The sequence below is a fragment of the Pseudomonas sp. GP01-A4 genome (assembly GCF_058780865.1).
Genome location: NZ_JBYSWF010000114.1, coordinates 1 through 13,444, shown reverse-complemented (window position 1 = coordinate 13,444; position 13,444 = coordinate 1). Strand labels below are relative to the sequence as shown.

At 60.3% G+C, this 13,444-nt stretch carries 10 protein-coding genes; 6 read left to right on the top strand and 4 right to left on the bottom strand.

Annotation, left to right across the window (positions count from 1 at the left end; all coding sequences use genetic code 11):
* Positions 1–279: 279 nt before the first annotated feature.
* Both ccoM and AC3WKX_RS33085 read right to left on the bottom strand, forming a co-directional pair.
* A complete protein-coding gene (gene ccoM / locus AC3WKX_RS33090) occupies positions 280–396 on the bottom strand; it encodes a cytochrome c oxidase subunit CcoM (protein WP_003210916.1) in 117 nt (38 codons plus the stop codon).
* 143 nt (positions 397–539) lie between these two features.
* A complete protein-coding gene (locus AC3WKX_RS33085; RefSeq protein ID WP_143495551.1) occupies positions 540–842 on the bottom strand; it encodes a hypothetical protein in 303 nt (100 codons plus the stop codon).
* On the opposite strand from AC3WKX_RS33085, the gene AC3WKX_RS33080 reads away from it, so the two are divergent.
* The 3 genes from AC3WKX_RS33080 (at position 836) to AC3WKX_RS33070 (ending at position 3,460) form a co-directional block, all read left to right on the top strand.
* A complete protein-coding gene (locus tag AC3WKX_RS33080; RefSeq protein WP_102368259.1) occupies positions 836–1,708 on the top strand; it encodes a LysR substrate-binding domain-containing protein in 873 nt (290 codons plus the stop codon). The two genes, AC3WKX_RS33085 and AC3WKX_RS33080, sit on opposite strands and share 7 nt — an antisense overlap.
* An 88-nt stretch (positions 1,709–1,796) precedes the next feature.
* Positions 1,797–2,267, top strand: coding sequence for a RidA family protein (locus tag AC3WKX_RS33075; RefSeq protein WP_003210913.1), 471 nt, complete (start codon positions 1,797–1,799; stop codon positions 2,265–2,267).
* Positions 2,264–3,460, top strand: a complete 1,197-nt coding sequence (locus AC3WKX_RS33070; RefSeq protein WP_003210912.1) for an aminotransferase class V-fold PLP-dependent enzyme — start codon at positions 2,264–2,266, stop codon at positions 3,458–3,460. The genes AC3WKX_RS33075 and AC3WKX_RS33070 overlap by 4 nt, the downstream gene beginning before the upstream one ends.
* Here the strand turns inward: AC3WKX_RS33070 and AC3WKX_RS33065 are convergent.
* Positions 3,457–3,798: a hypothetical protein gene (locus tag AC3WKX_RS33065; RefSeq protein ID WP_008430424.1), complete on the bottom strand. Its 342-nt coding sequence runs from the start codon at positions 3,796–3,798 to the stop codon at positions 3,457–3,459. The two genes, AC3WKX_RS33070 and AC3WKX_RS33065, sit on opposite strands and share 4 nt — an antisense overlap.
* 216 nt (positions 3,799–4,014) lie before the next feature.
* Here AC3WKX_RS33065 and rapA point away from each other — a divergent pair, with 216 nt between their 5' ends.
* Positions 4,015–6,861, top strand: a complete 2,847-nt coding sequence (gene rapA, locus AC3WKX_RS33060; protein WP_102368258.1) for an RNA polymerase-associated protein RapA — start codon at positions 4,015–4,017, stop codon at positions 6,859–6,861.
* Between the two features lie 185 nt (positions 6,862–7,046).
* Here rapA and AC3WKX_RS33055 read toward each other — a convergent pair whose 3' ends face one another.
* Positions 7,047–8,393 carry a spinster family MFS transporter gene (locus AC3WKX_RS33055; protein ID WP_102605047.1) on the bottom strand — a complete coding sequence of 449 codons (1,347 nt, stop codon included), beginning with the start codon at positions 8,391–8,393 and terminating at the stop codon, positions 7,047–7,049.
* A gap of 281 nt (positions 8,394–8,674) precedes the next feature.
* Here AC3WKX_RS33055 and AC3WKX_RS33050 point away from each other — a divergent pair, with 281 nt between their 5' ends.
* The gene (locus tag AC3WKX_RS33050; protein ID WP_008430421.1) at positions 8,675–10,936 is read left to right on the top strand and encodes a putative bifunctional diguanylate cyclase/phosphodiesterase; all 2,262 of its coding nucleotides are present in this window, start codon (positions 8,675–8,677) and stop codon (positions 10,934–10,936) included.
* A 206-nt stretch (positions 10,937–11,142) separates the two neighbouring features.
* The gene (locus AC3WKX_RS33045; protein WP_023659116.1) at positions 11,143–13,320 is read left to right on the top strand and encodes a hypothetical protein; all 2,178 of its coding nucleotides are present in this window, start codon (positions 11,143–11,145) and stop codon (positions 13,318–13,320) included.
* The last annotated feature ends 124 nt before the right edge of the window (positions 13,321–13,444 follow it).

Here is a 13,444-nt window from a genome sequence, read left to right as displayed (position 1 = left end):
ATTTAGCCGCGCCGGGCCATGGATGGCCCGTCGCGGCGGCCCGCGGAGCCGTGCCGGAGTGCGGGCATGCCGAGCCTGGGCGAGGCACCGAGTGGTGGGGCAAAGCGTTTTTTGGTTACTTTTTTAGGCGTTTGTAAAAAAGTGACTCGCTGTAAGAGCGAAACCATAAGTAGCCGTTACCGCAGCAACGGATATGTACACAAATCAAAAAATCCAAAACAAAAAAAAGGCGACCGAAGTCGCCCAAAATGCCTTGCGTGCTCATGTATCCGAAAAGACCTAAGGCCTCTTACGCTTATTAGCGTCTTTCCAGATAAAAATTCCAAACCCTACAAAGAACATCACCATGAGGCCAACCGTCAGCACTCCGGCAAACACCACATTATCGAAAAACATGACCGGCCTCCTGCACTTGCCCTGTTGCGATAGGGCTAAGTTAACCAAGAAGACGAAAGAAGAAATTGACGAGGATCAATGTCGCCCGCGACGGAGCGTAAAGAAGGGAAATAACTGACCTGCATCAAACGATGCAGGCTATATCAACGCTTTTTCGGTTTGCTTTTCGGCTTTTTCTTGGGCTTCCCCAACGGCATCGCCTGTTCAAACGCCTGGCGCACTTCATTCAGTCGCTTGTCATTCAGATCATGAACACGTTTGGCCCGTTCGGCATTCAGGTCAATCAGCTTGTCATCGTCACTCATGGCTTGGCTTACGTAATGGCTTGGATGCCCCAATAATGCGTCCTGCGCCAATCCCGCGTAAACAAAATCGATGTCATCCCGCGCATTTGCCCGCAAAATCCCCCCATCCCACCCCCTCACACAGAGCGTTCGACGTGGCACTGCACAAGGACCTTCCCCCACTCCTGGCCCTGCGCGCCTTTGAGGCCGTGGCCCGGCATTTGAGTTTTATCAAGGCCGCCGCCGAGCTGTCAGTGACCCAAAGCGCCCTCAGCCATCAAGTGCAGAAACTCGAACAGCACCTGGGCAAACCGCTGTTTATCCGACGCACCCGCGCCATCGATCTGACCGAAGACGGCCAACACTACTACGACCAGATCCGCCCCGCCCTCGACACCATCGCCGCCGCCACCCGCCAGCAGCAAACACCGCCCGCCACCAGCGTACTGCGCGTCGGCCTGCTCGCCTCGTTCGCCACCTTGTGGCTGGCACCGCGCCTGGCGGGGTTTCTCAGCCGCTACCCACACATCCAGGTGGAGTTGGTGCCGGCGATTCAGCTGGCAGATGTCGCCGCCGCCGAGGTCGACCTGGCGATTCGCTACGGCAAGGGCGACTGGACCGACGTGCAGGCCACGCGCCTGATGAGCGAAACACTGTCACCCGTCTGCAGCCCGGCGTTCAAGGCCAGCCAACTGGCCAATGGCCCGCTGCTGATGGCCACCTCGCACCGCCCTTTCGAGTGGACCGACTGGTCCCGGCATTATCAGGTGGATGTGGAGCACTACCCCAAGGCGCTGCTGCACGACTACAACATCGTGGTCGAAGCCGCCGTCGCCGGCCAGGGCATCGCCATGGGCCGTCACCGCCTTATCGAACGCAGGCTCAAGGAGGGCACATTGGTGGAGGCCTTCGACTGGCCGCCCTATCAAAGCGAGATCGGTTACTGGCTGATTGCCCCGCATGGCGAAACCAGCACGGCGGCCGCTTGTTTCAGTGAATGGCTGCGGGAAATCTGCGCTGACGCATGAGTTATTTCGATACGTCGAGTTAAATCTATCCGTTTGTCGGCGAAAATCGCCCCGCCCATGCTGAAGACTCTTTCCAAGAGGATTCACCATGAGCCACTCCATCTCGCAACGCGTACAAGCCCTCGGCCTGAGCCTGCCGACACCCAGCCAGCCGATTGCCAACTACGTCAATTACGTGATCAGCCAGAACCAGCTGTTCATCTCCGGCCAAATCCCGCTGCTGGACGGCAAACCCACTTATATCGGAAGACTCGGCGAATCCATCAGCGAAGACGAAGGCGCCAAGGCCGCCGAACTCGCAGCGCTGGGCCTGCTGGCACAATTAAGCGATGCCCTGGGCGATGACCTGTCGCGACTGGTGCGCATCATTCGGTTGGGCGTATTTATCGCCAGCAGCGGTGATTTCCAGCGCCAGGGTGCAGTCGCCAATGGCGCTTCGAACTTGCTGGTCAACGCCCTCGGCGACAAAGGCCGGCATGCCCGTACGGCCGTGGGCGTCGCCAGCTTGCCGGGCGGCGTAGCCGTGGAGATCGACGCGATTTTCGAGTTGCAGCCGTGACTGCGCTGTCCCTGACCGAGGTCCGGGAGCTGCGGGACGAAACGCCGGGCTGCCAGTCCGGCATCGTCCACTTCAACCACGCCGGGGCCTCCCTGCCCAGCCAAGGGACGCTCGATGCAATCATTGACCAGTTGCAGCGCGAAGCCCGCGACGGCCCGATGGAGGCCGGCGAACACGGCGCACTGCTGACAGAAAAAGCCCGTCGCGCCGCCGCGCAACTGCTCAATGCGCCCGTGTCATCGATTGCCTTCGCCAGCAGTGGCTCGACCGCCTGGAGCATGGCGTTCCAGGCGTTGGGCCCGTGGCAGCCAGGCGACCGCATTCTGGTGGGCCGCCACGAATGGGGCGGCAACCTGGCGAGCATGCAGACGGCCGTGCAATCGGGTGCACAAGTAGAAGTGATCCCCTGCGATGAAACCGGCGCGGTATCCATCGCCGGCCTGGAAGCCATGCTCGACGCCCGGGTGCGGTTGATCGACCTGACCTGGCTCCCCGCCAACAGCGGCTTGATCAACCCGGCCGAGGCCATCGGCGCGTTGGCCAGGCGTCATGGCATTGCCTATTTCATCGACGCCGGGCAAGCCATCGGCCAGGTGCCGGTGGATGTGCAAGCGCTGCACTGCGATGTGCTCAAGGGCGCCGGGCGCAAGCATCTGCGCGGCCCACGGGGGACCGCCCTGCTCTATGTGCGGCCGGACTTTCTCGAGCGCTTGAACCCGGCCCAACGCGATGTGTTTTCGGCGCCCTGGAGCCCTGCGGGATTTGACTTGCGCAACGACGCCCGGCGCTTTGAAACCAGCGAAGTGTCGTTCGCCTTGCTGGCAGGCCTGGGCAATGCGTTGCTGGAGGTCAATCGATTGGGGGTCGAGCGGGTCCGCGAGACGGTCCGGCTGTTAAGCGACACAATCCGTGAACAATTGCGCCGAATCGACGGGATTACCTTGCATGACCTAGGAACCAGCGCAAATCAGTCCGGCCTGATCGCGTTCAACCTGGCCGGCTGGGACGCCTTCGAGCTCAAGCGCCGCCTGGGCCTCAAGCGGATCAACATCGGTGCCAATGGCGTGCCCTACACTCCACTGGACATGCAGGCCCGCGAGCTGGACAGCGTGGCGCGAATCTCCGTGAGCTACCTCAATACGGCGCAAGACATCGAGCAACTGATCGCCGCCCTGCGCGAACTGCGGGATTAAACCTCGACGTCCACCCACAAGCCTTGCCGTGGTGCGTCTTCAATCAACGGCACCACCGGCACGGTGTTGTCGGCGTTGAGTTCGTCACCGGGAACAGCCAGGTGCTCCTGCGAGTCTTCATCGGCTTCGCGGCGACGCTTTTGCTGTTCCTGCTGGCGACGTTGCTCCTCGCGCAGCAGCAAAGCCGCTTCCTCGGGATCGCGCTTTTGCAAGTCGATGGTACTTTCGTTGGAGCCTGGCTGAACCGGCGCCACGGGCGGGATATCCGGCTTCTGGCGCACCGGGTCAAGCTGCGACGTGACCGGCACAACACTCAAGGGCAGCATGGGTGGCAGCATATTATTAGTCTCCTGTTCAGCAGACTGTCGGCTGCGTGGGTGACGACTTGAGCGTCAAGCCGCCAACTTGTGAACCAATCGTCATCTATCCGACGAAGATACCGCCCTTTTTCTTGCCGCTTGTAGCTTAAAGCTCGAAGCTGCACCTATTCCTTTTGGTCTGGAAGCCGTGTTCCGTTAGAATAGTCGGCTTTTTCACGGCGGGAGTCAGGCAGCATGGCGCAGCAGTATCAACCGGGGCAACGCTGGATTAGTGACAGCGAAGCAGAGCTGGGGTTAGGCACCGTTCTGGCACAGGACGGCCGCTTGTTAACCGTGCTCTATCCGGCCACTGGCGACACTCGCCAGTATGCGCTACGGAATGCGCCCCTCACTCGCGTGAGGTTTTCGCCGGGTGACACCATCACCCATTTCGAAGGCTGGAAAATGACCGTGCAAGAAGTCGACGACGTCGACGGCCTGCTGGTCTACCACGGCCTCAATGGGCAGAACGAGCAGGTCACCCTGCCGGAAACCCAGCTCTCGAACTTCATCCAGTTCCGCCTGGCCAGCGACCGTCTGTTCGCCGGCCAGATCGACCCGCTGCCCTGGTTCTCCCTGCGCTACCACACCCTGGAACACACCAGCCGCCAGTTGCAGTCCTCGCTCTGGGGCCTGGGCGGCGTGCGTGCGCAACCGATCGCGCATCAATTGCACATCGCCCGTGAAGTTGCCGACCGTATCGCGCCGCGGGTTCTGCTGGCGGACGAAGTGGGCCTGGGCAAGACCATCGAAGCCGGCCTGGTGATCCATCGCCAGTTGCTGTCGGGTCGCGCCAACCGCGTGTTGATCCTGGTGCCGGAAAACCTCCAGCACCAGTGGCTGGTGGAAATGCGCCGCCGCTTTAACCTGCAGGTCGCACTGTTCGACGAAGAGCGCTTTATCGAAAGCGATGCCACCAACCCGTTCGAAGACACCCAGCTCGCGCTGGTGGCCCTGGAATGGCTGGTGGACGACGAGAAGGCCCAGGACGCGCTGTTCGCGGCCGGCTGGGACCTGCTGGTGGTCGACGAAGCGCACCACCTGGTCTGGCACGAAGAAAAAGCCAGCCCCGAGTACTCGCTGGTGGAACAACTGGCCGAAGTGATTCCGGGCGTGCTGCTGCTCACTGCAACCCCTGAGCAACTGGGCCAGGACAGCCACTTCGCGCGCCTGCGCCTGCTGGACCCGAACCGTTTCCACGACCTGCACGCCTTTCGCGCCGAGAGCGAAAACTATCGCCCGGTGGCCGAAGCCGTCCAGGAGCTGCTGGACAAGGGCCGTCTTTCGCCCGCCGCCCACAAGACCATCCAGGGTTTCCTCGGCGACGAAGGCGAAGCGCTGCTGACCGCCGTCAACGATGGCGACGCCGAAGCCAGTGCCCGCCTGGTCCGCGAACTGCTGGACCGCCACGGCACCGGCCGTGTGCTGTTCCGCAACACCCGCGCCGCGGTGCAAGGTTTCCCGGAGCGCAAGCTGCACGCCTACCCGCTGCCGTGCCCGGACGAATACCTCGAGCTGCCCCTGGGCGAGCACGCCGAGCTGTACCCGGAAGTCAGCTTCCAGTCGCAGCCGGACGTCGATGAAGAACAACGCTGGTGGCGTTTCGACCCGCGCGTCGAATGGCTGATCGACCAGCTGAAGATGCTCAAGCGCACCAAAGTCCTGGTGATCTGCGCCCACGCCGAAACCGCCATGGACCTGGAAGACGCCCTGCGCGTGCGCTCCGGCATCCCGGCCACGGTGTTCCACGAGGGCATGAACATCCTCGAGCGCGACCGCGCTGCCGCCTACTTTGCGGACGAAGAATTCGGCGCCCAGGTGCTGATCTGCTCGGAAATCGGCAGTGAAGGCCGCAACTTCCAGTTCTCCCACCACCTGGTGCTGTTCGACCTGCCGTCCCACCCGGACTTGCTGGAACAACGGATCGGCCGTCTGGACCGGATCGGCCAGAAACATGTGATCGAACTGCACGTGCCGTACCTGGAAACCAGCCCGCAAGAGCGCCTGTTCCAGTGGTACCACGAGGCGCTGAACGCGTTCCTCAACACCTGCCCGACCGGCAACGCCTTGCAGCACCAGTTCGGCCCGCGCCTGCTGCCGCTGCTGGAAAACGCCGACGACGGCGAGTGGCAAGGGCTGATCGACGAAGCCCGTGCCGAGCGCGAGCGCCTCGAAGCCGAACTGCACACCGGCCGCGACCGTTTGCTGGAGCTCAACTCCGGCGGCGCTGGCGAAGGTGATGCGCTGGTGGAAGCGATCCTTGAGCAAGACGACCAGTTCACCCTGCCGATCTACATGGAAACCCTGTTCGACGCCTTTGGCATCGACAGCGAAGACCATTCGGAAAACGCGCTGATCCTCAAACCCAGCGAAAAAATGCTCGACGCCAGCTTCCCCCTGGGCGACGACGAAGGTGTGACCATCACCTACGACCGTAACCAGGCGCTGTCGCGCGAAGACATGCAGTTCATTACCTGGGAACACCCGATGGTGCAGGGCGGCATGGACCTGGTGCTGTCCGGCTCCATGGGCAACACCGCCGTGGCGCTGATCAAGAACAAGGCGCTCAAGCCGGGCACCGTGTTGCTGGAACTGCTCTACGTCAGCGAAGTGGTTGCTCCGCGTTCGCTGCAGTTGGGCCGTTACCTGCCACCGGCGGCACTGCGTTGCCTGCTGGATGCCAATGGCAATGACCTGTCGGGCCGCGTGTCGTTCCTGACCTTGAATGACCAGTTGGAAAGCGTGCCGCGGGCCAGCGCCAACAAGTTCGTGCAGGCCCAGCGCGACCAGCTGACGCCGCGGATCAACGCCGGTGAAGAGAAGATCGCCCCGCGTCACGCCGAGCGTGTGGCCGAGGCTCAACGGCGCCTGGCGGCGGATACCGAGGAAGAACTGGCGCGCCTGACCGCGTTGCAAGCGGTCAACCCGACCGTGCGCGACAGCGAACTGGTTGCCCTGCGCCAACAGCGCGAGCAAGGCCTGGCGATGCTCGACAAGGCGGCGCTGCGACTGGAAGCGATTCGGGTATTGGTCGCGGGCTAACTTCGCCGCCCTACCCTGACAAACAAAAAGGCCCGCGCAATGCGGGCCTTTTTTATTCACTTGAGACATCGTTGTTATTGATGACCTCTTCGCGAGCAAGCCCGCTCCCACATTTGACCGAGTTCCATCTTGAGAATGCGGTCAAATGTGGGAGCGGGCTTGCTCGCGAAGGCGTCACCTCGATCTCAGGCAGTAACCGCCCTGGCCGGCACCTCCGCCACCCCCAACCCATCCTTCATCCGCTGGGCATCGCGCACAAAACTGCGGGACGCCTGGAACAGAAACAGCATGGTCAAAAACAGCGCCACCGGAATCAGGTACATGGCGTCATGCAGTCCCACCGCCTTGTAAGCCTCGGTCATCTGCTGGGCACCGTCGGCATACATCGCCGAATGGGCAAAATGATCCGACAACCCGCCCACCACAATCGGCCCCATGCCCCCGCCCAGCAAATACAAGCCGGCGAAGAACAATGCCATCGCCGTCGCCCGCAGGCGCGGCTCGACCACGTCCTGGATCGCCGTGTACACGCAGGTGTAGAAGTTATAGGCAAACAGCCAGCCGACACTGAACAGCGCCACAAACACACCAATCTCGATCCGCCCCGCGTGCAACGCCCAGGCAGTGGTCACTGTAGAGATAATCAAACTGCACGCCGCGAACAGCAGCCGGCCGTTAGCGATGCGTTGATGGATCTTGTCGGCAATCCAGCCGCCCAGGGTCAGGCCCACCAGGCCGGTAATACCGACGATGACACCGGTGGCGACTGCCGCATCCTGCAACGGCAGCAGGAAATAGCGCTGCAGCATCGGCACCAGGAACGAGTTGCAGGCATAGGTGGCGAAGTTGAAGCACAACCCGGCCAGCACCAGCCAGAGGAATGTCGGCACCGCCAGCACCCGGCGAATCGGCCGGTCGACTTTCTCCTGGGAGACTTGCACGGCTTCCGCCGCGCCGCGCTTGGGTTCCTTGATGTAGAACATGAACACCGCAAGGATCAGCCCCGGCACCGCGGCAATAAAGAATGGCGCACGCCAGCTGTCGAACGCCTTGACCATCGCACCAATGGTGAAGAAGGCCAGCAACAGGCCCAAGGGCAGGCCCAGCATGAAGATCCCCATGGCCCGGGCACGGCGGTGGGCGGGAAACAGGTCACCGATCAGCGAGTTTGCCGCCGGCGCATAACTGGCCTCGCCGATGCCGATGCCCATGCGCACCAGCAAAAAGGTCCAGAAACTGCCCACCAGACCATTGACCGCTGTCAGGCCACTCCACGCCGCCAGGCCCCAGCCCATGAGTTTGCTGCGCGAGCCGGTATCGGCCAGGCGCCCCAGCGGCAAGCCGGCAATTGCATAAACAATGGTGAACGCGGTACCGATGATCCCGAGCTGGAAGTCGCTGAGGTGCCACTCCATGCGGATCGGCTCGATGATGATCGCGGGAATGGTGCGGTCGAAAAAGTTGAACAGGTTGGCCAGGAACAGCAGGAACAGAATGCGCCAGGCATTCGCCGCTTGGGTCGAGTTCTGCATGGGTCCGTCTCTTTTATTGTTATGTGAGCCGCGATGCCAGACGCATCCTGAGCCCGGAACCTGCAATCTAGTCAGCCTCGTGGGGATTGTCTGTAATGATTCGTAAGTCTGATGTCACTCCATCGGGCGACTCTGGCTGTCATCCCTAATCATTTAGTTCTAGTTGTTTATAAACTCATCGCCAAATGATTAGAAGCAATCTGCCATCAATCCTTGTAACTCGCTCACGCTCTCTATACTGAAAGACGCAGTCAGACTAAAACTCTGTGACGGGACATGCTATGGAATGGCTTGGTTTGCATTTTTTTACCGACCTTCCGGACAGTGGGCACTTATTACTCAATTGCAGTCATAACCCCTTTCTGGTGCTACTGGCTTACGTGGTGGCCTGTGCAGCGGGCTTCGGCACCCTGGACATGGCCGAGCGGGTCGGCCATGTCGACAACCCCAAGGCTCAACGGCACTGGCGCTGGGTAGGCGCGGGCTGCCTGGCAGGCGGCATCTGGTCGACCCACTTCATCAGCATGCTGGCCTTCCAGGCGCCTATCGCGATTCACTACGAATTGATCATGACGTTCGCCTCACTGCTGATCGCCCTGATCGCGGCGCTGTTCGCCATGCAAACCCTCAGTCATCCAAGACTGCGCGCCCACCAATATGTGCTGGCGTCGGTGTGGATGGGGCTGGGTATTGCGCTGATGCACTACGTGGGCATGTCGGCCATGCGCTCCGAGGCGGGCGTGTATTTCGAGACTGGCTTGTTCCTCGCCTCTGTGTTGATCGCGATCGGCGCCAGCCTGGCGGCGTTGCTGCTGTCGCTGTACCTGCGCAACGGCACCGGCATGTTCCATCAATTGCTCAAGTACGCGGCCAGCCTGGTGCTTGGCGCGGGCATTATCAGCATGCACTTCACCGGCATGGCGGCCATGCAGCTGCTGGTACCCGAAGACCTCGTACAGTCGGCACTGCCGGTGGACAACAACCCGGTCCAACTGGGGCTGCTGGTGGCGGTCATCGCCCTGCTGGTGATTGGCAGCAGCATCAGTGCTGCCCTCGCGGACAAGAAGCTGCAACACAAGGAAACCGACCTGCGCCGGGTCAACGCCCTGCTCACCGAACTGGACCAGGCCCGCGCCTCGCTGCAACAGGTGGCGCATTACGATGCCCTGACCACCCTGCTCAACCGCCGTGGTTTCAACCAGATCTTCGCCGAGAAACTCGCGGAAAAAACCGCCACCGACGGCATGCTGGCGGTGATCTTCCTGGATATCGACCACTTCAAGCGCATCAACGACAGCCTCGGCCATGACGCCGGCGACGAACTGCTGACGGTGCTGGCCGGCCATATCAAAAGCTCGGTGCGCAGCCATGACGACGTGGTCGCGCGGTTTGGCGGTGACGAATTCTGCATCCTGATCAGCATCCATCATCGCGATGAAGCGCGGCACATGGCCCAGCGCATCATGCAGAAAATGAAAGACCCCATCGAACTGGCCGGCCGGCGCATGGTGATGACCACCAGCATCGGCATCAGCCTGTTTCCCGAAGACGGCAAAACCAGCGAAGAGCTGCTGAAGACCGCTGACCTGGCGCTGTATCAGTCCAAGGATGCCGGGCGTAACAGCCTGAACTTCTTCAGCTCCAACCTGAAAACCCGGGCCTTCCTGGAACTGCAGCTGGAAGAGGAACTGCGCGCCGCACTGCGGGGCAAGAACGAGTTGGTGCTGTTTTACCAACCGATACTTGACCTGAAAAAAGGCAGGGTCACGCGCCTCGAAGCCCTGGTGCGCTGGCAACACCCCCAACATGGCCTGCTGACCCCGGACCGGTTCATCGGCATTGCCGAAAGCAACGGGCTGATTGCCGAACTGGATCACTGGGTGCTGCGCCAGGCCTGTCACGACCTGAGCCTGCTGTCGGAGCAAGGCCACACTGAATTGGTCATGGCCGTGAACTGCTCGGCCCTCAACCTGACGCGTGACGAGTTGGCCGATGAGATCGAAAACGCCCTGCGCTTCGGCGGGATCGCGGCCAATCGCCTGGAACTGGAAGTAACCGAGAACGCGCTGATGGGCAATATCAGCAGCACCCTGGCATTGCTGCGGCAAATCCGCGCCCTGGGCGTGTCGCTGTCCATCGACGACTTCGGCACCGGCTACTCGTCCCTCGCCTACCTCAAGCGCCTGCCGTTGAACACCTTGAAAATCGACCGTTCATTTATCCAGGATATCCCCAAGTCGAACGCCGACATCGAGATCGTCCAGGCCATTATCGGCATGGCCCACACCCTGCACCTGCAGGTGGTGACAGAGGGCGTGGAAACCCTGCAACAATTTGAAGTGGTGCAAAAACACGGCTGTGATTTTGTTCAGGGTTACCTGCTCAGCGCTGCGGTGCCGTTGAGTGATATCAGCGCGGTGATCAACAGCCTGGACCAGAACAACATGTTCAGCCTGCTGGGCCTGACGGGGGGTGACCCCGCGCCGAAAGATCCGCCTTCGGGTCGTGCGGGCCCGGCGTCCATCGTTCGGCCAATTCGCTGACGCCGTTTATTTGGCAAATCGCCATCATTTCACTAAAGAACCCCGACGAACGGCCGATTCATCAGAGTCCGGCCAGGCTTTCCCCTTAAAACCCTAGGGTTAAACCCTATCGCCCAGGACCAGGACGCACTGTAAAGTCGCGATCTCTCATTTTGTGATGGCTATTTGATACTCACTCAGCCATCCGTCCAGGCACATGGCGCACAATGACTTCTAAAAATAACTCTGCCACCGCGGTATCCGACGTGTTGCTGACAGCCCCTGCGGAAAAACCCTCAGGTTCAAAGTCATTGAGCACCGCCCGCCCGCTGGCCACCCAGCAGTACCTGTACTTCACCGAGACCAACACCGACCGCATCCTCGACAACCTCGACGGCCTGCGCGACATGGTGTTCCCGCGCGCACCGCACCTGGAAGTCGACGGTGAACTGCGCAATGAGCAGGAATTCCCCTCGGTGTGCCTGATCGGCCTGGGCCGCTGTGGCTCCAACATTGCCCTGGATGTGGCAGAGCTGGTGTACAACGCCCGCAAGTTCTACCTCAACGAATTCAGCAACGAAGACAAATCCACCGACAAGGGCTACCGCCCCGCCCAGTGGATTCGCAACAACCTGCGCCTGGGTTCGAACAAGGGCACCAAACCGGTGTTCCTGGTCGAGCCGCTGGTGATGCTGGGCGACCTGGACAAGGACATTGCCGGGCGCATCCGTTTCTCGCGCAAGGGTGAGAAAAGCGGTTTCCTGCGGGACTACAGCAAGATGAAAATCATGGACCTCTCGGAAGTCCATGCCGGCGGCGCCGGTAACGCGCCGATCCTCGGCCAGTACCTGGCCAAGATCATCCTCAACAAAGACACCCAGCGCTTCTCCAGCCCCGATTGGAAGATGATCCACTCGTACCTGATCGACTCCTGCGGCATCAAGGCCAACCAGTCGCGCCTGTACTTCTCGATCTTCAGTGCCGGCGGCGGTACCGGTTCAGGCATGGCCTCGGAGTTCGGCCTGGCCCAGCAGCACTCGTACATGAACAAGACGTTCGACACCAAGCCCGCCGATGAACATGACAGCAAAAGCGGTCACGCCTTCGTGTTCGAGCCGATCTTCACCAGCGGGATTTGTGTGCTGCCGAACATCTCCGATCACCGCAGCGAAATGTCCGAGGCGCTGCACATCAACGCCGGGCGGCTGTTGTGCAAATACCTATCGGAAGAATGGGACTTCTCGTACAACTTCGACAATGAAGACAGCAGCGAAGCCAGCGTGAAAGGCCGTATCCGACCGTGGAACGCAATGATGTTGATCTCCAACGACATCATGCGTTACGCCGAGGAAAGCGATGACGGCAACATCCAGAACATTGATGTCAATGCCATGGAAAAGCACGCCAACCAGTACATCTCGCAGCAGATCTTCAACATTCTGACGGCCCAGGCGGTTACCACCGACTACGACCAGAACTATTTTCGTCGCGCCGGGATCGACATTGGCGAGACCATCCGCCTGGATGCCAACGACCTGTTCATGAGCCTGGCCGGCCCGGTGGCGATTGCCTATGCCGAATCGGTGGTGCCGGAAACGCCGGCGCCTTCGAGCGACAAGTTCAAGGTGTTCGAAAAAGAGCCGCAGCGGCTGAACATCGACGACCTGTTTTTCCGTTCCATTGATCTCCCGCACTTCAACAAGGTGACCCAGGCGATCGAAGGCATCAGCCTGTTGCCGATTGAGTCCAAGCGGTACAAGGCCTCCCTGGAGCAGTACAAGAATTCCGGCTATGACGCGGCGGCGTTGCATGACTTGCACTTCTTCAAGAACTGCTCGTCGGTGGTGTCGATTGTGTCGTTGCCCAAGGATTACAAGCTGTCCTATATGGACCTGAATCGGCTCAAGACGCACCTCAACAGCCTGTTTCCCAATACGACGCTCAAACGGTATGCGCTGGTGATCGGGGCGTCGGCCAACCTATCGCTGACCACGTTGATCGCCAAGAGCCCGTGCCTGTCTGATGATTTCCTGACGTTGATCGTGGCGTTTATCAAGCGCTGTTTTGCGCGTAATCCGTATCGGTTTGATGACACCCTGGATAACTCGATCCTGGATTTCATCATCCATGAGGATTTTGATGAAGACCGGATTGATGAGCTGCTCAACGAGTTCGAGAACCCGGCGAAGATCCTGGATACCAACTGGTATGCGATCAAGCCGATGTACGAGAAGAAGTATCGTGAGTTGATCAACGACAAGGACAAGTTTGTGTCGATCAACGATATTCGTCTGTCGCGGGATTGTGTGAAGAAGGCGATCAAGTACCTGCGTGAGATTTATCGTCACCGGATTGGGAAGACCAAGGTTATTTCGCTGAATAACCATACCGGGAAGACGGCGTAGGCTTTGTTGCTGAGGTGGGGTGTATATCCGTTATTCAGGTAACGGCGACTTATGGTTCCGCTCTTACAGCGGCTCACTTTTGAACAGCGCAAAAGTAAGCAAAACGCTCTTGCCCCACCACTCG

What these genes read in the sequence shown, in the direction of transcription:
- AC3WKX_RS33050 (WP_008430421.1), top strand. Translation starts at nt 8,675, where the DNA reads ATGGAATGGCTTGGTTTGCATTTTTTTACCGACCTTCCGGACAGTGGG.
- AC3WKX_RS33055 (WP_102605047.1), bottom strand. Translation starts at nt 8,393, where the DNA reads ATGCAGAACTCGACCCAAGCGGCGAATGCCTGGCGCATTCTGTTCCTG.
- rapA (WP_102368258.1), top strand. Translation starts at nt 4,015, where the DNA reads ATGGCGCAGCAGTATCAACCGGGGCAACGCTGGATTAGTGACAGCGAA.
- AC3WKX_RS33065 (WP_008430424.1), bottom strand. Translation starts at nt 3,798, where the DNA reads ATGCTGCCACCCATGCTGCCCTTGAGTGTTGTGCCGGTCACGTCGCAG.
- AC3WKX_RS33075 (WP_003210913.1), top strand. Translation starts at nt 1,797, where the DNA reads ATGAGCCACTCCATCTCGCAACGCGTACAAGCCCTCGGCCTGAGCCTG.
- AC3WKX_RS33045 (WP_023659116.1), top strand. Translation starts at nt 11,143, where the DNA reads ATGACTTCTAAAAATAACTCTGCCACCGCGGTATCCGACGTGTTGCTG.
- ccoM (WP_003210916.1), bottom strand. Translation starts at nt 396, where the DNA reads ATGTTTTTCGATAATGTGGTGTTTGCCGGAGTGCTGACGGTTGGCCTC.